Consider the following 25678-nt stretch of genomic DNA (forward strand, 5'->3'; position numbering starts at 1 on the left):
ACATAGTTGCGAAGTTTGCGAAGTGTCTATAATTGCTTTGAGCTTCCTACCCCACAATAACGCCGAGACCACCATGCTACATATGTCCCGGCGCCAGTTCCTGAAGGTGACGGCAACGTCGCTTGCCGGATCGAGCCTGGCCCTGATGGGCTTTTCTCCGTCCGAAGCGCTTGCCGAAGTCCGACAGTACAAGCTGGCGCGCACAGTCGAAACGCGCAACACCTGTCCTTACTGTTCAGTCGGTTGCGGCATCCTGATGTACGGCCTGGGCGACGGCGCGAAGAACGCGCAGTCGAGCATCATCCACATCGAGGGCGACCCCGATCATCCGGTCAATCGCGGCACGCTGTGCCCGAAGGGCGCGAGCCTGATCGACTTCATCCACAGCCCGAACCGCCTGACGCACCCGGAATACCGCGCGCCCGGCTCGGACAAGTGGGAGCGCATCTCGTGGAGCGACGCGCTCGACCGGATCGCGAAGCTGATGAAGGCCGACCGCGACGCGAACTTCGTCGAGACGACCGAAGACGGCGCCAAGGTCAACCGCTGGCTCACGACCGGCATGCTGGCCGCGTCTGCGGGCAGCAACGAAGTCGGCTATCTGACGCACAAGGCTGTCCGCAGCCTCGGGATGCTCGCATTCGACAATCAGGCGCGTGTCTGACATGGCCCGACGGTGGCAGGTCTTGCCCCGACGTTTGGCCGTGGAGCGATGACGAACCATTGGGTCGACATCAAGAACGCGGATCTGATTCTCGTGATGGGCGGCAATGCAGCCGAGGCCCATCCGTGCGGTTTCAAATGGGTGACGGAAGCGAAGGCGCACCGCAAGGCGCGGCTGATCGTCGTCGACCCGCGCTTTACGCGTACGGCCTCGGTGGCCGACTACTACGCGCCGATCCGTACCGGGACCGACATCGCGTTCCTGGGCGGCGTGATCAACTATTTGCTGACGAACGACAAGATCCAGCATGAGTACGTGAAGCACTACACGGACTTCACGTTCATCGTGCGTGAGGATTTCGCGTTCAACGACGGTCTCTATTCCGGCTACGATGCGGACAAGCACGCGTATCCGGACAAGTCGAGCTGGGATTACGAGCGCGGCGACGACGGGTTCGTGAAGGTCGACCCGACGCTGCAGCATCCGCGCTGCGTCTACAACCTGCTGAAGCAGCACTACGCGCGCTATACGCCGGAAGTGGTCGAACAGGTCTGCGGCACGCCGAAGGAGAAGTTCCTGAAGGTGTGCGAGATGCTGGCGACGACGGCCGTGCCCGGCCGCGCGGCGACCGTGCTGTACGCGCTCGGCTGGACCCATCACTCGATCGGCGCGCAGATCATCCGCACCGGCGCGATGGTACAGCTGCTGCTCGGCAACATCGGCATCGCCGGCGGCGGGATGAACGCGCTGCGCGGGCACTCGAACATCCAGGGGCTGACCGACCTCGGGCTGATGTCGAACCTGCTGCCCGGCTACATGACGCTGCCGATGCAGGGCGAGCAGGATTTCAACGCGTATATCGACAAGCGCGCGCAAAAGCCGCTGCGCCCGAACCAGCTCAGCTACTGGAAGAACTACAAGGCGTTCCACGTCAGCTTCATGAAGGCGTGGTGGGGCGACGCGGCGACCGCCGAGAACAACTGGGCGTACGACTACCTGCCGAAGCTCGACAAGCAGTACGACCTGCTGCAGACGATCGAGCTGATGCACGCCGGCAAGATGAACGGCTACATCTGCCAGGGCTTCAATCCGCTCGCGGCGGCGCCCGCGAAGGTGAAGACCGCGCAGGCACTCGCGAAGCTGAAGTGGCTCGTCATCATGGATCCGCTCGCGACCGAAACGTCGGAGTTCTGGAAGCCGCACGGCGACTACAACGACGTCGATCCGTCGAAGATCCAGACCGAGGTGTTCCGGCTGCCGACCACCTGCTTCGCGGAGGAGAACGGCTCGCTCGTCAGTTCGAGCCGCGTGCTGCAGTGGCACTGGAAGGGCGCCGAGCCGCCGGGCGAGGCGCGTAGCGATCTCGAGATCATGGCCGGGCTGTTCGTGCGGCTGCGCCAGATGTACCGCACCGACGGCGGCAAGTATCCGGATCCGATCGTGAACCTCTCGTGGCCGTACGCGGATCCGGAAAGCCCGACGCCCGAAGAGCTCGCGAAGGAGTTCAACGGCCGCGCGCTCGCCGATCTACCCGATCCGAAGGATCCGTCGAAGGTGCTCGTGAAGAAGGGCGAGCAGCTTGCCGCGTTCGCGCAGCTGAAGGACGACGGCACGACCGCGAGCGGCTGCTGGATTTTCTGCGGCGCGTGGACGCAGGCCGGCAACCAGATGGCGCGGCGCGACAACTCGGATCCGACCGGCATCGGCCAGACGCTGAACTGGGCCTGGGCATGGCCCGCGAACCGGCGGATCCTGTACAACCGCGCGTCGGCCGACCTGGCCGGCAAGCCGTTCGATCCGACCCGCAAGCTCGTCGCGTGGAACGGCACGGCATGGACCGGCGCGGACGTGCCCGATTTCAAGGCCGACGAGCCGCCCGAAAACGGGATGGGGCCGTTCATCATGAACCCGGAAGGCGTGGCGCGCTTCTTCGCGCGCGCGCAGATGAACGAAGGCCCGTTCCCCGAGCACTACGAGCCGTTCGAGACGCCGCTGTCCGCGAATCCGCTGCATCCGGACAACCCGCAGGCGCTGAACAACCCGGCCGCCCGCGTGTTCGCGGACGATCGCGCTTCGTTCGGCAAGGTGGCGGATTTCCCGTACGTCGCGACGACCTACCGGCTGACCGAGCATTTCCACTACTGGACCAAGCACGCGCGGCTGAATTCGATCATCCAGCCCGAGCAATTCGTCGAGATCGGCGAAGACCTCGCGAAGGAAGTCGGCGTCGCGCACGGCGATCGCGTGAAGGTGTCGTCCAAGCGCGGCTACATCGTCGCGGTGGCGCTCGTCACGAAGCGGATCAAGCCGCTGACCGTCGACGGCAAGAAGGTCCAGACGGTCGGCGTGCCGCTGCACTGGGGCTTCAAGGGGCTGGCGAAGCCCGGCTATCTCGCCAATACGCTGACTCCGTCCGTGGGTGACGGCAACTCGTACACACCGGAATTCAAGTCGTTTCTGGTGAAGGTCGAAAAGGCGTAAGGGGGACGAGATGGCATTGCAATCGCTGGACATCAAGCGCGTATCGGCCACCACGACGCCGCCGCCCACGGCGCGCGAACCGGTGACCGGAAGCGTCGCGAAACTGATCGACGTATCGAAGTGCATCGGCTGCAAGGCATGCCAGACGGCATGCATGGAGTGGAACGACCTGCGCGACGAAATCGGCACCAACGTCGGCGTGTACGACAATCCGGCCGACCTCACCGAGCATTCGTGGACGGTCATGCGGTTCTCCGAATACGAGAACCCGCACGGCGACCTCGAATGGCTGATCCGCAAGGACGGCTGCATGCACTGCGAGGATCCGGGCTGTCTGAAGGCGTGCCCGTCGCCGGGCGCGATCGTGCAGTACAACAACGGGATCGTCGATTTCCACGAGGAGAACTGCATCGGCTGCGGCTACTGCGTGACCGGCTGCCCGTTCAACGTGCCGCGGATCTCGAAGAAGGATCATCGCGCCTACAAGTGCACGCTCTGTTCGGACCGCGTCGCCGTCGGCCAGGAGCCGGCCTGCGTGAAGACCTGCCCGACCGGCGCGATCGTGTTCGGCACGAAGGAGGACATGAAGCAGCACGCAGCCGAGCGGATCGAGGACCTGAAGGAGCGCGGCTTCGAGCATGCGGGGCTGTACGACCCGCAGGGCGTCGGGGGCACGCACGTGATGTACGTGCTGCACCATGCGGACAAACCGTCGCTGTATCACGGGCTGCCCGACAATCCGTCGATCAGCCCGATGGTGCGGCTGTGGAAGGGCATCGCGAAGCCGCTGGCGGTGGCGGGCCTCGCGCTGACCGCGCTGGCCGGCTTCTTCCACTACGTGCGCGTCGGCCCGAACGAGGTGACCGACGAAGAGGAAGCCGCCGCCCGCGACGAGGCGCGACGCATCAAGGAGGACGCGAAATGAAGCACGACGACCCGAACCTGATCGTCCGCTATACGGCGAACGAGCGCACGAATCACTGGATCACCGCGATCACGTTCGTGCTGCTCGCGCTGTCCGGGCTCGCGCTGTTTCATCCGTCGATGTTCTGGCTGACCGCGCTGTTCGGTGGTGGCCAATGGACGCGGATCCTGCATCCGTTCGTCGGCCTCGTGATGTTCGTGTCGTTCGCGCTGCTCGTCGTGCGGTTCTGGCACCACAATCTGCTCGACGCGGACGACCGGCAATGGATCCGGCAGATCGACGACGTCGTCGCGAACCGCGAGGACCGGCTGCCGCCCGTCGGCCGCTATAACGCCGGCCAGAAGCTGCTATTCTTCACGCTGGTGGCGTGCCTGCTGCTGCTCCTGCTGTCCGGGATCGTGATCTGGCGGCGCTACTTCTCGTTCTACTTCCCGATCGGGGTGATCCGTGCGGCGGCCGTCGTGCATGCGGTGGCGGCGTTCGTGCTGATCGCGAGCATCATCGTGCACATTTATGCGGCACTGTGGGTGAAGGGCTCGATCGGCGCGATGGTGCGCGGCACCGTCACGCTGGGCTGGGCGCGCAAGCACCACCCGAAATGGTTCCGTGAAAGCGTGAAGTAGCGCTGGGGAACGGGGTGGTGCGCCGGTCGTTTCGGCAGCGCCGATCCGTCAGCGGCCGGAATCGCCTGAAAGCGCCGATGCGTCGGCGCTTGTTTTTTTGGAAGACACTTTCGTGACACAACGTATTCTCGAACCGACCGAGATCTCGGCCCTCGATCATTCCGCGATCCCGCGTTTCCGGCTGCCGGAGCGCGACGCCGTGTTTTCCGCGCGCGCGACGCGGCTGCGCAAGCTCGCCGATCTGAACCCGATCGCCGGTTATCTGCGCCTGATGGCGACGGTCGCCGACGCGCAACACGCGATGCTGCAATCGCAGCACGCGCCGCTGCCGACGTCCGACGCGATCGCGCGCGCGCAGCAGCATTCGATGCCGATCGTGCCGGCGCTCGGTGTCGAGCGCGATCCGCGATGGCGCGCGGTGCTGTACGAACTGCTCGACCGCGTCGAGGGCGCGGGGCTCGTGAACCCGTCGCTCGCGAAGCTGCTCGACCGGCTGCGGCTGATGTCGCCGGCGGAACTCGATGCGCAAGCCGACGCGGTGCTCGCGCTGCGCTTCGCGGAAGTCGATCCGGCCACCGCACCGTTCCTGATGGCGGCGCTGCAGGTCGTGTGGACCGACGTCGCGAGCCGCGTCGCGGCCGCCGACGCGCCGTATCTCGACCAGCCGGGGCTGTGTCCGGTGTGCGGCACGCACCCCGTCGCGAGCGTGATCCGCGTAGGCGGACAGGTCCAGGGCTACCGTTTCCTGCAGTGCGGACTGTGCGCGACCGAGTGGCACATGGTGCGCACCAAATGCTCGAACTGCGATTCGACGAAGGGCATCGCGTATCACGGCGTCGAAGGCGGCAGCGACGCGCTGAAGGCCGAGTCGTGCGACGAGTGCAAGACCTATCGGAAAATCGGCTATCAGGAAAAGGACTACGAGTTCGAACCGCTGGCCGACGATCTCGCGAGCCTCACGCTTGACCTGCTGATGAGCGACGCCGGCTATCGCCGCAGTTCGCCCAATCCGCTGCTGTGGCCCGATCTGTCCCGGGAGGCCGATTGATCGGCCGGCAGCACGGCGCGGTGTCTGCGCTGCGGTCGTCCGTCGCGAAGCGCCGGGCCCCGGCGCGCGTTCGCGCATGCGCGGCCGATTCGCGCGTGCGTCGATGCGCGCCTCTTTATCGACAAGGAAGCTCCGTCACGTGTCCGATTCCGGTCTGAACGAATTGAATGCAGTGCTCGCGCGCGTGCCGTCGGTCGAGCGCGTGCTGTCGTCTGCGCCGCTGCAGCCGCTGCTCGCCGACTACGGCCGCACGCGCGTGCTGAACGCGGTACGTGCCGAGCTCGAACGTTGGCGCAGCGCCGCCCAGCGCGATCCGGCCGCCGTCGAACCGCTCGACGAGGCGCGCATTGCGGCGGCCGTCGCGCAGACGCTCGCCGCACAGAGCGCGCATGCGTTGCGCACCGTGTTCAACCTGACCGGCACCGTGCTGCACACGAACCTCGGGCGCGCGCTGCTGCCGGACGAAGCGGTGCGCGCGGTGGTCGAAGCGCTGACGCAGCCCGTGACGCTCGAGTTCGATCTCGCGAGCGGGCGCCGCGGCGATCGCGACGACATCGTCGACGCGCTGCTGCGCGAGCTGACCGGCGCGGAGGCGGCCACCGTCGTCAACAACAATGCGGCCGCCGTGCTGCTGACGCTCGCGGCGCTCGCGCCGAAGCGCGAAGTCGTCGTGTCGCGCGGCGAGCTCGTCGAGATCGGCGGCGCGTTCCGCATTCCGGACATCATGAGCCGCGCCGGCGCGAAGCTGCGTGAGGTCGGTACGACGAACCGCACGCATCTGCACGACTATGCGGGCGCGATCGGGCCGCGCACCGCGCTGCTGATGAAGGTGCATTGCAGCAACTACGCGGTCACCGGCTTCACGAAGGAAACCACGCTCGCCGAACTGGCGCCGCTCGCGCGCGCACACGGGCTGCCCGTCGCGGTCGATCTCGGCAGCGGCATGCTCGCCGATCTCGCGCAGTGGGGGCTGCCGCACGAGACGACCGTGCAGGAAACCGTCGCGGCCGGCGCGAATCTCGTCACGTTCAGCGGCGACAAGCTGCTCGGTGGCCCGCAGGCCGGCCTGATCGTCGGCGATCGTGCGCTGATCGACAAACTCCGCAAGCATCCGCTCAAGCGCGCGCTGCGCGTCGGCAAGCTGACCTTGGCCGCGCTCGAACCCGTGCTGCGGCTTTATCAGGCGCCCGAGTTTCTGCAGGAACGGCTGACGACGCTGCGGTTGCTCACGCGCGCGCAGCGCGACATCGCCGACGCGGCCGAGCGCGTGCGCCCGGCCTTGCAGGCCGCGCTCGGCGCCGGCTACGCGGTCGACGTGGAGCCGATGTTCAGCCAGATCGGCAGCGGCGCGCTGCCCGTCGATCAGTTGCCGAGCGCCGGGCTCGTCGTGCGCACGGCAGACGGCAAGCGCAGCGGTCGCGCGCTCGCGCAGCTCGAGAAGCGGTTGCGCGAATGGCCGCGCCCGGTGATCGGCCGCGTCGCCGACAACGCGCTGCGGCTCGATCTGCGCTGCCTCGAAGCCGCGGACGAAGCGGCGTTCGTCGCGCAATGCGCGCGAATTGCGGAGCCCGCTGCATGATCGTCGGCACCGCAGGACACATCGACCACGGCAAGACGACGCTCGTGCGCGCGCTCACCGGCGTCGACACCGATCGTCTGAAGGAAGAGAAGGCACGCGGCATTTCGATCGAGCTCGGCTATGCGTATACGCCGCTCGAGAACGGCGACGTGCTCGGCCTGATCGACGTGCCGGGCCACGAGAAGCTGATTCATACGATGGCCGCCGGCGCGTGCGGAATCGATTTCGCGTTGCTCGTGATTGCCGCCGACGACGGCGTGATGCCGCAGACGCGCGAACACGTCGCCATTGTGCAGTTGCTCGGCGTCGCGCATGGCGCGGTCGCGCTGACGAAGTGCGATCGCGTCGAAGCCGCACGCATCGCGCAGGTGCGCGACGAGATCGACGGCTGGCTGCGCGATTCGACGCTGGCCGGTGCGCCGATCTTCGAGACGCGTGCGACCGTCGCCGACGATCCGGGCGTCGCCGCGCTGAAGCGGCACCTCGCGGACGCCGCGCTTGCCTGGCGCGCACGCCGCGACGACGGGCTGTTCAGGCTTGCTGTCGACCGCGTGTTTACGCTGGCCGGGCAGGGTACCGTCGTGACGGGCACGGCCTTCGCGGGCTGCGTGAAAAATGGCGACACGCTCGCGATCGCGCGCACTGCGCGCGATGTGCGCGTGCGCAGCATCCATGCGCAGAACCGGCCGGTCGACGCCGGTTGCGCGGGCGAGCGTTGCGCGCTGAATCTCGCCGGCATCGACAAGGCCGACATCGAACGCGGCGATACCGTCGCGGACGCGCGGCTGGCTGCGACGTCGCCGCGCGTCGACGTCGAACTGACGCTCGTCGACGATGCCGGCCTGACGCTCACGCACTGGTCGCCGCTGCACGTGCATCTCGGCACGCTGCATCGTGTGGCGCACGTCGCGCTGCTCGACGGCGACACGCTGGCCGCCGGCCAGCGCATGCGCGTGCAGCTCGTATTCGACGAGCCGGTGTTTGCGCTGCCCGGCGACCGCTTCATCGTGCGTAATGCGCAGGCGACGCGTACCGTCGGCGGCGGCCGCGTGCTCGATCCGTTCGGGCCCGCGCGCAAGCGTCGCACGCCGGCGCGCCTTGCGTGGCTCGATGCGCTCGCCGCGTGGCTCGACGCGCGGCGGCTCGAGCCGCTGCTCGCGCAGGCGCCGCTCGGCATCGCGCGCGCGACGCTCACGCATCTGACCGGTTTTGCGCCGGACGTGCTGCCGCTGCCCGACGACGCGCTGTCGGTCGGCCAGCGCGACCGCGCGTCGAACGACGGCACGGTGATCTCGCGCGCGCACTGGCGCGCACTGCAGGCGCGTGCGATCGACACGCTGCGCGCATATCACGAACGCATGCCGGACGAGCAGGGCCTCGATGCGGGGCGGTTGCGACGGATGGCCGTGCCGCTTGCCGGCGATACGCTGTGGCGCGCGCTCGTCGATGCGCTCGTCGACGGCGGCGAGCTCGCGCGTAGCGGGCCGTGGCTGCATCTACCGTCGCATACGGTCAATCTCGACACGCGCGACGAAGTGCTGGCGCAGCAGTTGTTGCCGCTGCTGCATGCGGGCCGTTTCGATCCGCCGTGGGTGCGCGACATGGCGCGCGATACCGGTGTGGCGGAGGACAACGTGCGCACGCTGTTGCGCAAGCTCGCGCGGCGCGGCGACGTGCATCAGGTCGTACGCGATCTGTTCTATCACGCGGACGTATTGCGCGAACTTGCGCGGCTCGTCGCGCATCTCGTGGATTCGTGCGGCGGCGCCGTCGATGCGGCGACCTTTCGCGACGCGACGGGGCTCGGCCGCAAGCGTGCAATCCAGATTCTCGAGTTCTTCGATCGCGTTGGGTATACTCGCTTCCACCGCGATCTTCACTTCCTGCGTACGGACAGCGGGTGGGCCGGTAGTCACGCATAGGTGATGGTCGGCCGGTGCGTCGCGCCGGTGGGTTGCGCGGGTTCTTTTCTCCGCGGAAGGCATTCGTATCCGGTGGTACGGCCGGGCTTCAAACCCGGTTGGGGGTGTCAGACACTCCCGGGTCAGTTCGACTCTGGCTGCCTTCCGCCATAAGGGCCGTTCCGGCTATTCCGACCTCTTCCGTTGATGTCCTCTAGATCGCTGATTTTAGGCAATAGAGTGAAACCGCTCTCGGCAAGTACGTTACCGATCTGCAAATCGACTCCCTTGTCAACTCGAGCCGCGAACGCAACGGAATTGCAGTACATGCTCAACCACTGAAAAAGAATGGGCAAAAATTGCCGATCGGCGCTATGGCTGGAACTATGTCCCGGTTATCAAGAGGCAGAGTCGGCAGGACGACAAGAGATTGAACGGGTTGGAGGAATTCGGGCCGGTGACGTGGCCCGCCCGGGGCAGGTCTGGGCATGTCGCTGCCCTGCTGTGGGAGATTCGCGCGAAGGCTGACGCACTTGGTCTGTATATCGAGGCTGGGATCGGCAAGATCAATCCCTACTGCAGCGCCGAAGCGCCGGAACTGCGTGCCATTGGGAATGGCGACATCATTGCCGGCTGCGTTCGCATGATCGAGGCTAGCGCGGCGATCGGCTGTCACGAGCTGTGGGTCTCGCCGGGCAACTTCAAGCCAGCTTTTCGAGGTCGTCTGGCAGTCGATCGATTTCGGACCGACGTGACCTGGGACGAGCAACTGCTCGCGATCGAGAAGGTGCTGCACAAGCTTGCCCCGGCCGCGCGCGCGAATGGGACCCACCTGAACATCGAGACCCACGACGAAATTACTTCGTTCGAAATCTTGCGGCTGATCGAGCGCGTAGGCGCCGATTGCACCGGGGTGGTGTTCGATACCGCCAATGTGCTGCAACGCGGCGAGCACCCGGTGTTCGCCGCGCGGCGCCTGGCACCCCATGTGCGTCAGACTCATATCAAGGATGCGTACGTCGCGCGCGCGCCGGGCGGCCTCGATTTCCAGACGCGTCGTTGCGGAGAAGGAATCGTCGATTTCGAGACGATCATTCCGATCCTGGCCGATGCCAATCCGGGGGCTAAATCTGTCGCTCGAAGTCGCCCAGTCGACCGATGACAAGCGGCGCGAAGCCAATCCGCGCCAGTGCATTCAAATCGACGATCCTGTCTGGCGCGCGGGGCACCCGGATCTGGACGCCACCGAGCTGGAAGTCTATTTTGCGATGGTCGACAGCTACGAGGCAAGGATAGCTTCGGGCGAGGTGTGTGACTGGGAGGAATATGAGCGAACCCAATACGGCTATCCCAGTTATCTGCAGCAGTCCTTTGGTTATGCCGCTGCGGTGTCGTTCATCCAGGATTCAGCGGCGCATATCACGCAAATCTGCGAGCGGCGCGGCATTGAGCTATCGCACGGGGTTGAGCGCGCGTCGGGCGGGTAGGCTACACCCCCGCCGACCCGCGTGAGACGGCACCTGAAATGACGAATTGCGCGGCAATGCAGAGGAGATTCACATGCGGGTCAACCGGAGCATCGTCGGACAGGATCTTGCCGCGATTCTCCATGATCGCGGCGGAATCGAGGCGACGACGCGAGGCCGCTAGAGTTGCAGAGGCTCGCAGGTCGCGTCTCGTTTCGACCCGGTGCGCGCAAAGTCGGAGGCGAGCTGAGCCGCGTTCTCCATGAACTGCTAACCGTCGGTTATCCTCAATTCCGGCTCCTCAGCGCAGATCGCGGCGAGGAGATCGATGAAGTGCCGCACTCGGGAGGGCATACGTCGCCCAGCAACGGTAACAGCGTTAATCGGAAAAGGCAGTGGCATATACTTATCCAAAATTTGTACAACCTCGCCGGAGGCCAACTCCTCCGTGAACAACCAACTCGCATGGTGGGCGATACCGAGGCCCGCAAGAACCGCACTGCGGACATGTTCGGCGTCGTTGGTGCGGAATGCCCCCGCACCATCGACGGTGACTTGGCGGCCGTCCACATCGAAACCCCATCCGACGACCTCCCCTTGATAGACGTAGCCGATACGCTGGTGGGTGAGGAGTTCGTCTAGTGTCTGTGGCGTGCCGTGTCGGGCAAGATAGCCGGCGGAGGCTATGGTTATCATCCGCATGTCGCCAATGCGCGTGGCGACGAGTGTTGAGTCCGAAAGCCGGCCGATGCGGATTGCGACGTCTATGCGTTCTTCTATAAGGTCAACGTGCCGCCCCGAGACTTCCATTTCGATTGTGACGCCCGGGAAACGATTTCTAAAGTCCGATAGCCGTGGGATAACGAACATTCGCCCGAAGGCCGGTGACACGGTCACGCGAACGAGCCCTGACGGGGCAGACTGCCCCTCAAGGACCGTCTCTTCGGCAAAATCGAGATCGTGAAGAATACGGGATACGGCCTCGTAATAGTCTTGTCCCGCGGGCGTCACAGCAAGAGCGCGGGAATTTCTCGCAAGAAGTTGTGTCCCGAGCCGTGCTTCGAGCGAAGCGACCTGCTTGCTGACTGTCGGCTGGCTGACGTTTAAATCACGTGCCGCCTGCGAAAAGCTCCCGCTTTCGACAACGCGAACGAACATCCGCATTGCGTCTAATTTGTCCACTACTTTCAACTCGCAAAAAAGCACCGGCTTCCCGGCTGACGCTTCGCCAGCTCAACCATGAGTCGCTACAAATCCAAACCGCGGGCGATCGAGCACGACGTCTTATCGATTCTCGGTAAGAATAAGTGGTATTAGGATTTTGTCAATCTCATTCGATCTTGGAATGTGTATAGTCCTTTCGTGGCCCGATAGGGGGCGTGAACTGAAAAAGGAAGGGTTATGGCAATCAAGATTTACGGCGATCCCGGATCAGCGAGCCTGCGTCGCGTCACGTCGGCAGCCGCGATCATGGGCATAGACATCGAGCGCGTGTACATCGACCTTTTCAAGGGCGAGAGTCATACGCCGGAATTTCTAAAGCTCAATCCTCATGGGCTGACGCCGGTGATGGTGGACGGCGATGTTGTTCTTTACGAGGCGTCGGCGATCAACATTTACCTTGCCGAAACGGTCGGCTCAGAGTTGCTCGGCACCACTCCTGCTGAGCGCTACCAAATCTTGCAGTGGATGTTCTGGTCGGGGGAGCAATGGAGGATATTCGGTACGCTCACGTTTGATGAACGAATCGGGAAGCGTTTCATGGGCCAGCCCGAAGATGAGAGCATCGTTCGATTGGCCTTCGCCAAGATTCGGGCCGCCGCCGCCGTGCTCGACGCTCACCTGGCGGAGCGGCAATTCATCATTGGCGAGCGCCTTACGCTCGCCGACATAGACATTGCGGCGCCTTTTTCGCAGTCAGCACGCACGAAGGTGCCGTTCTCTGAATTCCCGAACCTTGTGGCGTGGCAACAGCGGCTGCTCGATACCGTTCCCGCTTGGGCAGTGACGAAGCGGGAGGTGGACGAGCGTATGAATGGTGTGCTGGCGGGACAGTGATGCGATCATGTCCGCCCGACTGGGTGGACGATTACCATTCGGAATATTCGGCGTAGATCTCGTCGGATGCTGCAGCGGCGCCACCGGTCCAAGGAGCGCTTTTCCTCATCAGACGCCGCCGATGCAGCGACATGCTGAGTCGGCAGGTTTGTCGTCCTCCATTCGCTCAAATTGCATTGACGCTGGCAGTCAAAACAAGCGGAACGGTCGAATCCTGGGCCCGCTATCGTCCGAAAGGACAGAGCGCTGCGGTCGCGAGAAATTCAATGATCCGTGCCTGGGCAGACGCCACGAGGCGAGACGGGACGGTCGCCAATTGCTGATCATGAAGCCGCAGGGCGTCCTCAATTGCAATCTGCCCTTCTTCAAGCAGGTGCCAATTGTTTTCGGTTTTCCGCGGACGGCGCACTGATGCAGAGCCGCTTCGGCTATTCGGAACGCGGCAAGGTCATGATTTCGGGCGCTCGAGTCCTGTATGAAATGTCGCAGGGCGCGTGTCGTCGTTTCTCCCGTACGAAGCCAGTTACGCGCAGCAGTTCGATTTCAGTGATGCCGTGTTCCCCGGCGTCCTCGGCGAGCTGCTCGAGTTGGCCTTGCTTTTTCTGCTGCTCGGTTTCTTCAATAAGATTTAATTAACCGAGCGGCTTCTGTCCCGCGCCTTGGAAGTTGACGTAGTCGCCGGTCGAACCGTAGGTGCGCATCGGATGTTGAGTCGAGCCGGACACCCCATGACCATCGGACCGTACAGCCTCGCGGACGATTGCGCTCGAACTGTCGTGACGAGGGCGCGCGCGCCGTCGTCAGCGCCGTGCCCCTGAGCGGAATCGCCTCGTGGAGCGATTTTCCGGGTGAGCGCGATGCCGGACGTCAAAGCGCAGGTTAGCACCGGCACGCGGCTGCTTGGCCTGCGCCGAAACGCCGGCGCGGACGTGGTCCCTGGCGGGCGCGAGCATCGAGAACGTCATGCAAATCCCTGAGAAGGGCATCCAATTTATTTATCGCATGGCCACATGAGTGGGCAGCCGGGCTTAGTAGAAAATCGGTCCCGCGACCGGATAACGACGCAGGAGTGACGGGCGCAAACGCTGCCGGGGTATGCGCTTCAGGCACCAAACGCTCCATCGTTCCATGGTTAACCCCTACTTGGCGCGTCACGACTCGCTATCCAGACTCCGGGCTGTTCAGGGCAGCAGATGGCTGAAGCATGTATCGACTGCGCCTCAGCAACCCAACGAACAGTCGCGACACAGCTTGCCACCGACCAGGGCGGTTCGTGAACGCACATGACAGCTCGTGGGCGTTGCCGATTAGTCCGCGCCATGAGGGCGCATCGCAGATACGCACCGGAGACAGAAGATGTTCAAGTGGTACACCGACCTCAGCCAGTCTGAGAAGCGCACGTATTGGGCATGCTTCAGCGGTTGGGGACTCGACGCGATGGACACCCAGATGTACGCACTGGCCATCCCGACCCTGATCGCGCTGTGGGGCATGACGCGCGGCCAAGCCGGCTTCCTCGGCACCACGGTGCTGATTATGGCGTCGCTGGGCGGCTGGATCGCGGGGATACTAGCCGACCGGTATGGACGCGTGCGCGTGCTGCAGATCACGATTCTGTGGTTCTCGGCATTCACGCTGCTGTCTGCATTCACCGATTCGTTCTGGCAGTTGACGATCACACGCAGTCTACAGGGGCTCGGCTTCGGCGGCGAATGGGCAGTGGGCGCTGTGCTGATCAGCGAGACCATCCGCCCGCAGGTGCGCGGGCGCGTAGTCGGTTCGCTGCAGGCCGGTTGGGCCGTCGGATACGGCGTCGCGGTACTGCTGTCGACACTCGTGTTCAGCACACTGGGGCAGTCGGTCGCGTGGCGTGTGCTCTTCGCGATTGGGCTCGTCCCGACCCTGCTAGTACTGTGGATCCGGCGCTATATCAAAGAGGCGCCCGCATTCACGCGCGCCCGGCTCGCACGCCCCAACGATACGCCGCCCGTATGGGCCGTCTTTGACCGTCCAATCCGCACAACGACTTTTAAGGCGATTCTTCTGACGTTCGGGATTTATGGCGGCAACTACGTCATGATTACGTGGTTGCCAGCGTATCTGAAGCTTGTGTTGCATTTGTCGATCACGAATGTTGGTGGCTATCTCGCGATCAACATTCTCGGCTCGTTCTCGGGCGCTTTCCTGAACGGCTGGATGGCAGACCGTTTCGGACGACGCCACACCTTTGTCGTGATCGCTTGTCTGCAGGCGATTGCGGTTGCGACCTACACACTTGCGCCACTGACGTTGCCCGTCACGCTGCTGCTTGGGTTCGTGCTCGGTACGCTGCAGTCCGGCACCGCAGCGGGCACCGGCGCCTACCTCGCAGAACTGTTCCCCACCCGGATCCGCGCTTCAGCACAAGGGCTCTGCGGCAACGCCGGGCGCGCGATCGGCGCCGTGATGCCAGCCATTGTCGGCGTGGTCAGTGCACACCTTGATCTTGGAGTGGCGATGGGTCTTTGTGCGTGTGCGTCCTATCTGCTTGTTGTGATAGCGGCGCTGTTGCTGCCGGAGACTCGTGGTAAGGATCTGTCTGAGGTCACCCCCAGTACCCACGCGGCAGTGCAGGAGGCTAATTGTGTTTGTGCTCCGGACGCACGAGCCCCGCAGTAATTGCTGTGTTTAGCTACCGACGGGCAAGTGCGGAAGTTCGGCGCGTGAGCAAGGCCGACGCGGCCGGGTGCATACAAACCGGCGCTCGTCCTTCGCGCAACGTTTGTGAATAGCGGACGCCGGCACCGTGGGCGCTCGTGTCATACGGATTCAGATGGCGCAGCGCCGGATAAATACAGATGTCGCACATTTCATTGGCCTTTCCGTTCTTAACGTTGAAGCGCCGAGCCGGAAGCAGCAGGGCGCTTGCGTTCATCCGCGGGCCTTCGCAGACCGCTGCTCAACTCCTGGCTTTGAGGCGACCTCCAGAATCAGCATCTCCATGTCAGCGGCTGTGAAGCGGCGCGGTTTCCTTGTGCCGGGTTGCGCTTCGCCCTCCCGCACCGGAAGCCGTCGATGCGTTCGCGACGGTGCGGTCCCGATCCGCCGGCCGTCGTCGCGCTGCGCCTGAAACGCCTGCGCCACTTGCAACGCGTGACTCAGCCGTTTGTGGTCGACGATCGCACCTTGATCGATCTCCGCCATCCGGTCATAGGACTGGGCTGCCAGTATCTGACCGGCTGCTCGGATCTCGATGCGCCCATCCGGGTATTCCCACACCTCGACGTCCCGATGTATCCACGCCCGATTCCCCGGCGTGTCTCACGCCAGGTCAGCAGCAGATCCAGATCGTCGTCGGATCGCAGCGGCCGGTGCGCATTGAAGTCGCTGCGCGGCCGCTTGGCGAAGCGCGAGTTATACATGGCGATGAAGGAGGGAGCATAAGCATTGGCATCTGCCACGGTACTGATGCCGCGTAAGCGCATCTCCTTCACCAGTCGGTCCTGCAGCGTCAGGTGCGCAGCCACGAAGCCACTGCAAAGCCAAATTGAAGCAGTGTGTTCACGAATCCAGCGAATCCATACATTTAGGCATGCAGAGTCTATTTGTAGAAGCTGGTCAGGAATATGACGTTTGCCGTTGGGCGGTATCGGTCATTCGCTACGAGCCCAGCATCAGGTCGCGATGTGCGGAGGAGCGGAACTCGCCCGGCGTCAGGCCGGTCTGCTTGCGGAAATAGCGGCTGAAGTACGCGCTGTCGACGAAGCCCATTTCGTGTGCGATCTGCTTGACGCTCAGGTTCGAATAGACGAGGTCGCGCTGTGCTTCGCGAATCAGGTGCTCGTTGATGACGGCCGTCGTCGAGATGCCCAGTTCCTCGCGACAGACGCGCGCGAGCTGCGCAGCGGTCACGCCGAGACGCTCCGCGTAGAACTCGACCGGCTGGTGCTCGCGAAAGTGCGCGGCGATCAGCGCGTGGAAGCGCCGCAGCAGCGTGCCGCGCCGGTCGGTGAGCGCATGCGACGGCGCCGCCGCGAGATCGCTCAGGCGTGCGACATGCACGAGCAGCGCGACCAGCAGCGCCATGCCGGCGGCGCCGCGGCCGCGCGACGCGCCGCGGAATTCCTGTTCGAGCAGCGAGAAAAGCGGCATCAGCATCGACACGCTCGTGTCCGGCCCCCGGACCGGAATCACCGCGGCACGCTGCAGGACCGGCAGCACGCCGGGCGCGACGACCTTCAGCAGTGCGTCGGGCGCACGTTGCGCGACGGTGATCACGAGGCCGTCGATCTCCGGCGAGAACTCGAACGCATGCACGGTCTGCGCGGGCAGCAGCACGAGGCACGGCGGCGCGAACGGGTGCTTTTCGCTCTCGATCACGACATGCCCGCTGCCGTCGCGAATGTACAAAATCTGCAATAGCGCATCGTGCCGATGCGCGGCGATATGCCAGTCGTTGGGCCGGCTGCGCTCCGGGATCCATTCGAAGTTGAACGCATCGTACCAAGGCGGGCGGGCCGATTCGCCATACAGATCGTAGTTAGGGATTCTCCTCATGTCGACTGGCCTCCTGTGTACAAATTGTCCTGTTGCCTGATGCGTTTGTCCAGTTTTCGCGCGTGACGCGCTTCTATACTTTTCTCACCGGCACGGCCCATGCATCACGTATCGAGGCCGTGGCCAAACCATCCATGCGGATACACCGGAATATATCCCTATCCATTAGAAAGGATCACGAATCATATGTCGGAGACAGGCAATCACCGGCCGGACTGGCTTCAGCTCGGCGGGCAGGTATGCGTCGTGACGGGTGCGGCGGGCGGCATCGGCGCGTCGATCGCGCAAACGCTGGTCGAGGCCGGCGCACGCGTCGCGCTGCTCGACCGCGAGGCGGACCGTACGATCGCGCTGGCCGAGCGGCTGCGCGGCAGCGGCGGCGACGTCGTCGCGATCGCATGCGACATCGGCGACTGCGCGAGCATCGCGCAGGCAGTCGAACACGTGCAGCGCGATCTCGGTGCGGCGAACGTGCTCGTCAACAATGCGGGGCTGTTGCGTGCCGGCGGCATCGAGACGATCGACCTCGACGCATGGAACGCGATGCTGCAGGTCAACCTCACCGGCTACATGCTGTGCTCGCAGGCGTTCGGCCGCGCGATGCTCGCGCGCAGCGCGGGCGCGATCGTGCACGTCGCGTCGATCGCCGCGCGCCATCCGCAGACGCACAGCGGCGCGTACAGCGCGAGCAAGGCTGCTGTCGCGATGCTGGCGCGCCAGCTCGCGGCCGAATGGGGGCCGCGCGGCATCCGCAGCAATACCGTGTGCCCCGGCATGATCCGCACGCCGCTGTCCGAGTCGTTCTATGCGGACGGCGACATCGAGGCGCGCCGCAGCGCGATGACCGCCAGCCGGCGCATCGGTCGTCCCGACGACATCGCGAACGTCGTCGCGTTTCTCGCCAGCCCGCGCGCGGCCTATGTGAACGGTGCGGAGCTGGTCGTCGACGGCGGCCTCGACGCGATGCTGATGGACCTGGTTCCGCGGCCCGGCTACGAAGCCGGCGCGAAGTAATTCAACGACATGGCGCATGCCGGACACCAGTCCGCCCGCGAATGCGCGGCGCGGTCGAGCGGCACGGCCATCGGAAGGAGGAGAACACGATGAGCGATCAGCAGCGCTCCACCCAGCTCACCTGCGACCTGCTTGTGATCGGATCGGGAGCAGGCGGCCTGTCCACCGCGATTACCGCGCGCAAGGCGGGACTCGACGTCATCGTCGTCGAGAAGGAAGCGTGCTTCGGCGGCACGACGGCATTTTCCGGCGGCGTGCTGTGGATTCCCGGCAATCGCCATGCGTTGGCGAACGGCGTGCGCGACACGCGCGAGGCCGCGCGTACCTATCTGCGTGGCGAAGCGGGCACGTTCTACGACGACGACGCGATCGAGGCCTTTCTCGAACACGGCCCGGCGATGCTCGACTTCTTCGAGCGCGAAACCGACGTGAAATTCGTCCCGACGCTTTATCCCGACTATCACCCGAACCTGCCGGGCGGCGTCGACATCGGTCGCTCGGTGGTTGCCGCGCCGTTCGATGCACGCGGGCTGGGGCGCGATCTCGAGCGCCTGCGCCCGCCGCTGAAGACCATCACGTTCATCGGCATGATGTTCAATTCGTCGAACGCGGATCTCCGGCATTTCTTCAATGCGACACGCTCGCTGAAGTCGGCGTGGTACGTGACGAAGCGGCTCGCGTCGCATCTAAAGGATCTCGCGCTGTATCGCCGCGGCGTGCAGGTCACGAGCGGCAATGCCCTCGCCGCACGGCTCGCCAAATCGGCGCTGGACCTCGGCATCCCGATCCTCACGAACGCCGCTGCGCGCGAGCTCGCGATGCGCGACGGTCGGATCGTCGGCGCGACGGTCGATGTCGACGGCGTGCCGACCCACGTCGTTGCGCGGCGGGCGGTCGTGCTCGCATGCGGCGGCTTCTCGCACGACGTCGAGCGCATTGCCCGCGCGTATCCGCATGTCGCGCGCGGCGGCGAGCACGTGTCGCCGGTGCCAGCCGGCAATACCGGCGACGGCGCGAAGCTGGCCGAGCGCGCTGGCGGCCGCGTCGAGATTCGCTATCCGCAGCCGGCCGCATGGATGCCGGTGTCGCGCGTGCCGCTCGGCGACGGGCGCTTCGGCGTGTTTCCGCATCTGCTCGACCGCTACAAGCCGGGCGTGATCGGCGTCACGCGGCGCGGCACGCGTTTCACCAACGAATCGAATTCCTACCACGACGTCGGCGCCGCGATGATCGACGCGTGTCGCGACGACGCCGAGACGGCGATGTGGCTCGTCTGCGATCACGCGACGATCCGCAAGTACGGGCTCGGCTTTGCGAAGCCCGCGCCGGTGCCGCTCGGGCCGCTGCTGCGCAACGGCTATCTGGTCAAGGGCAACACGCTCGCCGAACTCGCGCAGCGGGCCGGCATCGATGCCGCGAATCTCGCGGCCACCGTGCGCCGTTACAACGAAGCGGCCGCGCGCGGCGAGGACCCGGCGTTCGGCCGCGGCACGACGTCGTTCAACCGCTATCTCGGCGATCCGGACCATCGTCCGAACCCGTGCGTGGCGCCGCTCGGCGACGGCCCGTACTACGCGCTGAAGGTGCTGATGGGCGATCTCGGCACATTCGACGGGATTCGCACCAACGTGCCCGGACAGGTGCTGGCGGCCGACGACCGGCCGATCGCCGGCCTCTACGCGGTCGGCAACGACCGCGCCAGCATCATGGGCGGCAACTATCCCGGTGCGGGCATCACGCTAGGGCCGATCATGACGTTCGGCTACCTGACCGCCCGCCACATCGCCGGCATCGCCGACCCGACGCCCGCCGCCGCCGAATTGCCCGCCGCCGCGCGCGCGACGGCCTGACTCCGGAGTTCACCATGTCTGACTCGAAAGCCTTCGTCGACCATCGCATCTACACGATCCGCCCGCGCGGGATGGCGGAATTCCTCGAGATCTTCGACCGGCTCGCGATGCCGATCCAGGTCAAGTATCTCGGCCCGCCGGTCGGCTTCTACATGAGCGACATCGGCGCGCTGAACCAGGTGGTCCACCTGTGGGGCTACGACAGCATCGCCGACTACGACGCGCGCCGCACCGCGCGCGACGCCGACCCGGAATGGCCCGCCTATCTGCAGGCATCCGGCCATCTGATCGTCGCGCAGGAAAGCCGCATCGTCCGCCGCGTCGATTTCCCGAGCCTCGCCTATCTGACGCGCTGACCACGGCGCGATCGACAAAAACAGGAGACGACATGAGCAACCTGCGTGTGGCGATCGTCACGGGCGGCGCCGACGGTATCGGCTGGGCCTGCGCAACGCGGCTCGCCGACGACGGCTATCGTGTCGCGATCGCCGACCTGGACGGCGAGCGCGCGGCGCAACGGGCAGCGGAACTTGGCGGCGGCCACGTCGGCGTGCGCGTCGACGTGGCCAGCGAGGACCACGTGGTTGCGTTGATGCGCACCGTCGCCGAGCGCTTCGGCCGGATCGACGTGCTGGTCAACAATGCGGGAATCGGCGAGCAGAACGCGCCGACGCTCGAGCAATCGGCGACGGCCTTCGACCGGCTGCTGGCCGTGCATGTGCGCGGCACGTTTCTCGCGAGCCGCGAGGCGGCGCGCGTGATGCTCGCGCGACGGTCCGGCACGATCGTCAATCTCGGCTCGATTGCCGGCCAGAGCGGGATTCCGATGCGCAACGCGTACGGCGCCGCGAAGGCCGCGATCGCGTCGCTGACGCGCTCGATGGCATGCGAGTGGGCGCGCGCAGGCGTGCGCGTCAACGCGGTCGCACCCGGCTACGTGGCGACCGAACTGGTCGATACGCTGGCGCGCAACGGGCAGTTGAACCGCGCGGCGATCGAACGCCGCACGCCGCTCGGGCGGCTGGCCGAGCCGGACGAGATCGCACGCGCGATCGCGTTCCTCGCATCGGATGCGGCGAGTTACATCACCGGCACCGTGCTGAACGTCGACGGCGGCTGGCATGCATACGGCGCTGCACAGGCAGCACCGGACTGAGCGTCACCGTCGATGCCGACGCGCGACCGATAACGAAATACGGAGACCCCCGTGCGCAAGCGACGCAGACGCGCTGCGCACGGATCATAGGAGACAGACGATGACAACTTCCCAGCGTACGCTCGACGTGCAGTCGTTCATCGACGCCGAGCGTTTTTCCCCTTGCCAGTGGCTGATCCTGATCCTGTGCTTTCTGGTGGTGGCCGCCGACGGCTATGACACCGCCGCGATCGGCTTCATTGCGCCGGCGCTGGTCCAGGACTGGGGCATTGCGCGCAGCGCGCTCGGCCCGGTGATGAGCGCGGCGCTGGCCGGGCTCGGCATCGGCGCGCTCGCTGCCGGCCCGTGTGCCGACCGGCTCGGTCGCAAGACCGTGCTGGTGCTGTCGGTGGCATGCTTCGGCGCGTGGAGTCTCGTGTCGGCGCATGCGCAATCGATCGGCATGCTGACGGCGTTTCGCTTCCTGACCGGCCTGGGCCTCGGCGCGGCGATGCCGAACGCGGTCACGCTGATGTCGGAATATGCACCGGCGCGGATTCGCGGCGTCGCGGTCAATGCGATGTTCTGCGGGTTCTCGTGCGGGCTCGCGGTCGGCGGCATCACGTCGGCATGGCTGATTCCGCACTTCGGCTGGCAGAGCGTGCTGAGCGCCGGCGGGATCGGTCCGATCGTGCTCGCCATCGCGCTGGCAATGCTGCTGCCGGAGTCCGCGCAGTATCTCGCCGTGCGACAGGGCACGCATGAGCGCATCGCGCGGATCCTCGCGCGGATCGCGCCGCGCGCGCTTTTCGACGGCTGTACGTTCGTCGCCGCCGAAGCGCGCGCGGAGACGGGCGGCGGTGCATCCGCGCTCGCGCAGGTGCTGTCGGGCCGGTTCCGCACGCGCACGCTGCTGCTGTGGGCCGCCTATTTCATGGGACTGCTGATCTATTACCTGCTCACCAACTGGATGCCGACGCTGTTTCGCGATGCGGGCTTCGACACCGAGCACGGCGCGCTGATGACGTCGCTGTTTCCGCTCGGCGGCGTGCTCGGCAATCTGTGCGCCGGCTGGCTGATGGACCGCTTCAATCCGAACCGGACGATCGTCTGCGCGTATGTCGTGGCCGGCGCGCTGGTGCTCGTGGTGAGCCGCACGATCGGGCACGCCGCATCGCTCGGCACGCTGATCTTCCTGTGCGGCACCGTGGTGACGAGTGCGGTGACGTCGATGTCCGCGTATGCGGCCAGTCTCTATCCGACGCGCTGCCGCGCGACCGGCGTCGCGTGGATGCTCGGTATCGGCCGGATCGGCGGTGTGGTCGGCGCGTTCGTCGGCGCAATGCTGATGGGGCTCGGCTGGCGCTTCGGCGACGTGTTCAGCCTGCTCGCGGTGCCGGCGCTCGCGGCGGCCGGCGCACTGTACATGATCGGCGGCCGCCGGGCGAATGGTGCGGAACACGATCGCGCGGCGGGGTCGGCGGTGCAGCAGCACTGAGCGGCTGTTGCCGCGATCGACACGCGCGGCGGCGTTACCCCGCAGGATCCCACTGCGGCGCGAACGCCGGGCTCACGAGCCGCTGATCCTTCGGCAGCCCGGCAATCATTGCACGATCGTGGTCGTCCAGTTCGACGTCGAGCGACGCGAGATTGGCGAGCTGGTTGTCCTTCCCGGCCGCCTTTGGCACCGCGGCCACATTCGGCTGGTCGAGCAGCCATTTGAGCGCGACCTGCGTCGGCAGCACGCGATGCTTGTCGGCGATCCGCTGCAGTTCCGGGATCGTCGACACGCGGTTGCGCGCGAGCGGGCTGTACGCGATCAGCGCCATGTCGTGCTGTTCGGCAAACTGCAGCAGCCGGGTCTGGCCGAGCAGCACGTGATATTCGACCTGCATCGCGGCCAGCGGCGCCTGCATCACGTCGACGACCTCGTGCAGCAGCGCGAGCGGAAAGTTCGCGACCCCGATCGCACGGGCGCGGCCCTGTTCCCTGAACGACACGAGCGTGTCGATCGTTTCCGCGAGATTCCAGTCGGGTGCCGGCCAGTGGATCAGGAACAGGTCGACGTAGTCGGTGCGCAGCGCGCGCAACGTGTTGTCGAACGATTGCCGCATGCGCCCGGGGCTCAGCTGGTCCCACCAGACCTTGCTCGTCACGTGGATCTGCTCGCGCGGGACGGCCGAGGCGGCGATCGCATTGCCGACTGCCGCTTCGTTGTCGTATGCGGCGGCGGTGTCGACATGCCGATAGCCCGATTCGAGCGCGCTTGCGACGGCGCGCGTGCACGTGTCGCCGAGCATCGGCCAGGTGCCGAGGCCCAGTTTCGGCAGGTTCAGCGAATGGCGGTTGACGATGCGTTGCATCTGCGGTTCCTCCTCGATGATGGGGGCGGCCATCGCATTATGGCAGGCCGTGCGCGCCGGTTCGTCAGTCATGTGCGTCGGCGCACACGGGCCGGTGCGGCGCCGCGGACGATGCGTCGCCTGCCGTAGAACCGCTTGCCGCAGGATCGCCCGCCGCCACCTCTCCATGCGCAGCGAACTTCGCGATGCGCCAGCCGAAGACGATGGCCGGCCCGAGCGTCGTGCCGGGGCCAGGATAGGTGCCGCGGAAGATCGACGCGAGATCGTTGCCGCATGCGAACAGGCCGGGGATCACGCGCCCGGCGTCATCGAGCACCTCGCCGTTCGCGGTGCCGCTCAGGCCCGCGCTGCACGCGAGATCGGCGGGCCATACGGTCACTGCGTAATACGGTCCGGCGCCAATCGGCCGGATGCACGGATTCGGCTGTTGCGCCGGGTCGCCGTTGAAGCGGCTCATCGGGCTGCTGCCGCGCCGGAACGCGGGGTCCTTGCCGTCCGCGGCGTCACGGTTGTAAGTCTCGACGGTACGCGCGAGACCGGCGGCGTCCACCTGCAGCTTCGCGGCTAGCTCGGCCAGCGTCGCGCCTTTCACCAGGTAGCCGGCGCGTTCGAACTCGGCGATGCGGGTCGCGCTGCGTGCAGGCATCAGCAGGCCGAGGCCGTACGTGTGGATGAACGCGTCGTCGACGATCAGGTGGGCCGGCACGCTTGGCCCGTTGCCGTCGTCGTGCAACATCCCCATCACGAAGTCGTGGTACGAGTTCGACTCGTTGACGAAGCGTTCGCCGCGACGGTTGACCGCGATCAGGCCGGGCTTCGCGCGATCGAGGATGATATGCGGCCATACGCTGTCGCCGCCGGAGTCGGTGGCCGATGCACGGCGGATCGAGCACGGCATCCACAGTCCGGGGCTGTCGCCGCCGTCCTCGACACGTGCGCCGACGCGTTGCGCGCGATCGACGCCGTCGCCGGTATGGGTGTCCGGCGACAGCGACAGCGGCTGCGCGGCGGCCGGGAACAACTGCCGGCGCAGCGCAGGATGACGCGTGATGCCGCCGGTCGCGAGCACCACGCCGCGCCGCGCGCCGATCCGCCTGCGGCCACCGTCCGGCGTCGCGACGATCGCGCCGACGACGCGGCCATTCTCGCGCACGAGTTCGAGCAGCGGCGTGTCGAAGCGCACGTCGACACGCCGCTTGAGCAGGCTGTAGTAAAGCCGTGCGGCCAGCGCGTTGCCCATCACGAGTTGAGTGCCGCGCGCAAAGCGCAATCGGTCGAGCGCATAGCGGCCGACAACGGCGAGCGTGCGCCTGAAGTTCGCTGCCGACGCGAACGGCGCGAGCAGCGCGTTCAGGTCGTTGCGCGCGACCATCATCCCGCCGAGCCCCATGAATTCCTTGCGCGGCGGCCGCACACGCGCGAAGGCGCGGCCGAGCACGCGTGCGTCGAACGGCGCGGGCACGAGCGCACGGCCGCCGTAGGCGGCGCCGGGCCCGTTCACGTAATCGGGATGCGCGGCGGCGGCGATGAATTTCACGTCGCTGATGCGCGCCAGTTCGTCGATGGCGGCCGGGCCGCTTTGCAGGAAGGCTTCACGCGCGTCGTCGCCGCCGCGCGCGCCGACTACCGACTGCAGAAAGCGCCGCGCATCCTCGACGCTGTCGGGTACGCCCGCCTCGACGCTCAGGCGCGTGCCCGGCACCCACGTCGTGCCGCCCGACGTGGCCGTGATGCCGCCCACGGCAGCGGTCTTTTCGCACACGAGGACGGCCAGCCCCTCGTGATCCGCGACCAGCGCGGCAGTCATGCCCGCTGCGCCCGCGCCGAATACCAGCAGATCCACTTCTTCGTCCCAGCGCTGTTCGACGACCGCACCCATGTCCACGTCTCCTTCGTTCCGTGCCGCCGCGCATGCCGATTCGACGCGTGGCGGACGATGTCTTGATGATTGTGGAATGTTATTCCAATTAATATGAAAGTGGAATAGTGTTCTAAAAAAGTGTGCAATTGAGCGGGCCACCTGCGTTCCGTCGCG

21 protein-coding genes, 1 tRNA gene and 1 pseudogene are annotated in these 25678 nt (G+C 65.7%); 17 read left to right on the forward strand and 6 right to left on the reverse strand.

Features of this window, described 5'->3' with window-relative positions; genetic code table 11:
- Positions 1 to 73: 73 nt before the first annotated feature.
- The 9 genes from fdnG (at position 74) to NP80_RS31695 (ending at position 10708) form a co-directional block, all read left to right on the forward strand.
- Entirely contained in the window at positions 74 to 3145 is a 3072-nt protein-coding gene (fdnG, locus tag NP80_RS06185) for a formate dehydrogenase-N subunit alpha (RefSeq protein WP_081000714.1), read from the forward strand.
- Positions 3146 to 3155: 10 nt separating this feature from the next.
- On the forward strand, positions 3156 to 4070 hold the full coding sequence (fdxH, locus tag NP80_RS06190) for a formate dehydrogenase subunit beta (RefSeq protein ID WP_035487845.1): 915 nt from the start codon (positions 3156 to 3158) through the stop codon (positions 4068 to 4070).
- On the forward strand, positions 4067 to 4693 hold the full coding sequence (locus NP80_RS06195; RefSeq protein WP_006399622.1) for a formate dehydrogenase subunit gamma: 627 nt from the start codon (positions 4067 to 4069) through the stop codon (positions 4691 to 4693). The genes fdxH and NP80_RS06195 overlap by 4 nt, the downstream gene beginning before the upstream one ends.
- Before the next feature lie 112 nt (positions 4694 to 4805).
- Positions 4806 to 5741: a formate dehydrogenase accessory protein FdhE gene (gene fdhE, locus NP80_RS06200; protein ID WP_006412049.1), complete on the forward strand. Its 936-nt coding sequence runs from the start codon at positions 4806 to 4808 to the stop codon at positions 5739 to 5741.
- A 139-nt stretch (positions 5742 to 5880) separates the two neighbouring features.
- Entirely contained in the window at positions 5881 to 7320 is a 1440-nt protein-coding gene (gene selA, locus NP80_RS06205; protein WP_006412055.1) for an L-seryl-tRNA(Sec) selenium transferase, read from the forward strand.
- Positions 7317 to 9242: a selenocysteine-specific translation elongation factor gene (selB, locus tag NP80_RS06210; protein ID WP_006412042.1), complete on the forward strand. Its 1926-nt coding sequence runs from the start codon at positions 7317 to 7319 to the stop codon at positions 9240 to 9242. Before selA ends, selB begins: the two co-directional genes overlap by 4 nt.
- Positions 9243 to 9296: 54 nt before the next feature.
- Positions 9297 to 9392 (forward strand) — tRNA-Sec (locus NP80_RS06215).
- Positions 9393 to 9651: 259 nt separating this feature from the next.
- On the forward strand, positions 9652 to 10383 hold the full coding sequence (locus NP80_RS31580; protein WP_226823162.1) for a sugar phosphate isomerase/epimerase family protein: 732 nt from the start codon (positions 9652 to 9654) through the stop codon (positions 10381 to 10383).
- On the forward strand, positions 10331 to 10708 hold the full coding sequence (locus NP80_RS31695; protein ID WP_226823160.1) for a hypothetical protein: 378 nt from the start codon (positions 10331 to 10333) through the stop codon (positions 10706 to 10708). Before NP80_RS31580 ends, NP80_RS31695 begins: the two co-directional genes overlap by 53 nt.
- A gap of 249 nt (positions 10709 to 10957) precedes the next feature.
- Here the strand turns inward: NP80_RS31695 and NP80_RS06230 are convergent, their stop codons facing one another.
- Positions 10958 to 11869: a LysR family transcriptional regulator gene (locus tag NP80_RS06230; RefSeq protein WP_035948435.1), complete on the reverse strand. Its 912-nt coding sequence runs from the start codon at positions 11867 to 11869 to the stop codon at positions 10958 to 10960.
- Between the two features lie 219 nt (positions 11870 to 12088).
- On the opposite strand from NP80_RS06230, the gene NP80_RS06235 reads away from it, so the two are divergent.
- From NP80_RS06235 to NP80_RS06240, 3 genes are all read left to right on the forward strand, one after another.
- Positions 12089 to 12745 (forward strand): glutathione S-transferase family protein, encoded by a 657-nt coding sequence (locus tag NP80_RS06235; protein WP_006412048.1) that lies wholly within the window; start codon positions 12089 to 12091, stop codon positions 12743 to 12745.
- A 494-nt stretch (positions 12746 to 13239) separates the two neighbouring features.
- The gene (locus NP80_RS31385; RefSeq protein WP_006403985.1) at positions 13240 to 13377 is read left to right on the forward strand and encodes a hypothetical protein; all 138 of its coding nucleotides are present in this window, start codon (positions 13240 to 13242) and stop codon (positions 13375 to 13377) included.
- A gap of 724 nt (positions 13378 to 14101) precedes the next feature.
- The gene (locus tag NP80_RS06240) at positions 14102 to 15403 is read left to right on the forward strand and encodes an MFS transporter (protein WP_006403983.1); all 1302 of its coding nucleotides are present in this window, start codon (positions 14102 to 14104) and stop codon (positions 15401 to 15403) included.
- Between the two features lie 252 nt (positions 15404 to 15655).
- Here NP80_RS06240 and NP80_RS31700 read toward each other — a convergent pair whose 3' ends face one another.
- The 3 genes and pseudogenes from NP80_RS31700 to NP80_RS06250 all read right to left on the reverse strand — a co-directional run bounded on the left by NP80_RS31700 (position 15656) and on the right by NP80_RS06250 (position 17281).
- Complete coding sequence (locus tag NP80_RS31700; RefSeq protein ID WP_051003640.1) at positions 15656 to 16003, reverse strand: hypothetical protein; 348 nt, start codon at positions 16001 to 16003, stop codon at positions 15656 to 15658.
- Between the two features lie 89 nt (positions 16004 to 16092).
- Positions 16093 to 16245 (reverse strand): annotated as a pseudogene (locus NP80_RS31705) (ISNCY family transposase); the annotation flags it as partial.
- Positions 16246 to 16384: 139 nt separating this feature from the next.
- Positions 16385 to 17281: a helix-turn-helix domain-containing protein gene (locus tag NP80_RS06250; protein WP_006399635.1), complete on the reverse strand. Its 897-nt coding sequence runs from the start codon at positions 17279 to 17281 to the stop codon at positions 16385 to 16387.
- Positions 17282 to 17467: 186 nt separating this feature from the next.
- Between NP80_RS06250 and NP80_RS06255 the strand changes: the two genes are divergently transcribed.
- From NP80_RS06255 to NP80_RS06275, 5 genes are all read left to right on the forward strand, one after another.
- Positions 17468 to 18295: an SDR family NAD(P)-dependent oxidoreductase gene (locus NP80_RS06255; RefSeq protein ID WP_006412047.1), complete on the forward strand. Its 828-nt coding sequence runs from the start codon at positions 17468 to 17470 to the stop codon at positions 18293 to 18295.
- A gap of 89 nt (positions 18296 to 18384) precedes the next feature.
- Positions 18385 to 20145 carry an FAD-dependent oxidoreductase gene (locus tag NP80_RS06260; RefSeq protein WP_045593514.1) on the forward strand — a complete coding sequence of 587 codons (1761 nt, stop codon included), beginning with the start codon at positions 18385 to 18387 and terminating at the stop codon, positions 20143 to 20145.
- A 14-nt stretch (positions 20146 to 20159) separates the two neighbouring features.
- Entirely contained in the window at positions 20160 to 20501 is a 342-nt protein-coding gene (locus tag NP80_RS06265; protein WP_006403980.1) for an NIPSNAP family protein, read from the forward strand.
- Between the two features lie 32 nt (positions 20502 to 20533).
- Entirely contained in the window at positions 20534 to 21301 is a 768-nt protein-coding gene (locus tag NP80_RS06270) for an SDR family NAD(P)-dependent oxidoreductase (protein WP_006412050.1), read from the forward strand.
- A gap of 100 nt (positions 21302 to 21401) precedes the next feature.
- Entirely contained in the window at positions 21402 to 22778 is a 1377-nt protein-coding gene (locus NP80_RS06275; RefSeq protein WP_035948438.1) for an MFS transporter, read from the forward strand.
- A 34-nt stretch (positions 22779 to 22812) separates the two neighbouring features.
- On the opposite strand, the gene NP80_RS06280 is transcribed toward NP80_RS06275, so the two are convergent.
- Positions 22813 to 23643 carry an aldo/keto reductase gene (locus NP80_RS06280; RefSeq protein ID WP_006412056.1) on the reverse strand — a complete coding sequence of 277 codons (831 nt, stop codon included), beginning with the start codon at positions 23641 to 23643 and terminating at the stop codon, positions 22813 to 22815.
- Positions 23644 to 23707: 64 nt separating this feature from the next.
- Entirely contained in the window at positions 23708 to 25522 is a 1815-nt protein-coding gene (locus NP80_RS06285; RefSeq protein WP_006412051.1) for an FAD-binding protein, read from the reverse strand.
- Positions 25523 to 25678 lie beyond the last annotated feature (156 nt).

This window comes from Burkholderia multivorans ATCC BAA-247 (assembly GCF_000959525.1).
Taxonomy (GTDB): Bacteria; Pseudomonadota; Gammaproteobacteria; order Burkholderiales; family Burkholderiaceae; genus Burkholderia; species Burkholderia multivorans.

Bases quoted from the DNA above. Each gene is read 5' to 3' on its own strand.
- fdxH (WP_035487845.1), top strand. From the start codon at position 3,156: ATGGCATTGCAATCGCTGGACATCAAGCGCGTATCGGCCACCACGACG.
- NP80_RS06195 (WP_006399622.1), top strand. From the start codon at position 4,067: ATGAAGCACGACGACCCGAACCTGATCGTCCGCTATACGGCGAACGAG.
- selB (WP_006412042.1), top strand. From the start codon at position 7,317: ATGATCGTCGGCACCGCAGGACACATCGACCACGGCAAGACGACGCTC.
- NP80_RS31695 (WP_226823160.1), top strand. From the start codon at position 10,331: ATGCCAATCCGGGGGCTAAATCTGTCGCTCGAAGTCGCCCAGTCGACC.
- NP80_RS06235 (WP_006412048.1), top strand. From the start codon at position 12,089: ATGGCAATCAAGATTTACGGCGATCCCGGATCAGCGAGCCTGCGTCGC.
- NP80_RS06240 (WP_006403983.1), top strand. From the start codon at position 14,102: ATGTTCAAGTGGTACACCGACCTCAGCCAGTCTGAGAAGCGCACGTAT.
- NP80_RS06250 (WP_006399635.1), bottom strand. From the start codon at position 17,281: ATGAGGAGAATCCCTAACTACGATCTGTATGGCGAATCGGCCCGCCCG.
- NP80_RS06255 (WP_006412047.1), top strand. From the start codon at position 17,468: ATGTCGGAGACAGGCAATCACCGGCCGGACTGGCTTCAGCTCGGCGGG.
- NP80_RS06260 (WP_045593514.1), top strand. From the start codon at position 18,385: ATGAGCGATCAGCAGCGCTCCACCCAGCTCACCTGCGACCTGCTTGTG.
- NP80_RS06265 (WP_006403980.1), top strand. From the start codon at position 20,160: ATGTCTGACTCGAAAGCCTTCGTCGACCATCGCATCTACACGATCCGC.
- NP80_RS06270 (WP_006412050.1), top strand. From the start codon at position 20,534: ATGAGCAACCTGCGTGTGGCGATCGTCACGGGCGGCGCCGACGGTATC.
- NP80_RS06275 (WP_035948438.1), top strand. From the start codon at position 21,402: ATGACAACTTCCCAGCGTACGCTCGACGTGCAGTCGTTCATCGACGCC.
- NP80_RS06280 (WP_006412056.1), bottom strand. From the start codon at position 23,643: ATGCAACGCATCGTCAACCGCCATTCGCTGAACCTGCCGAAACTGGGC.
- NP80_RS06285 (WP_006412051.1), bottom strand. From the start codon at position 25,522: ATGGGTGCGGTCGTCGAACAGCGCTGGGACGAAGAAGTGGATCTGCTG.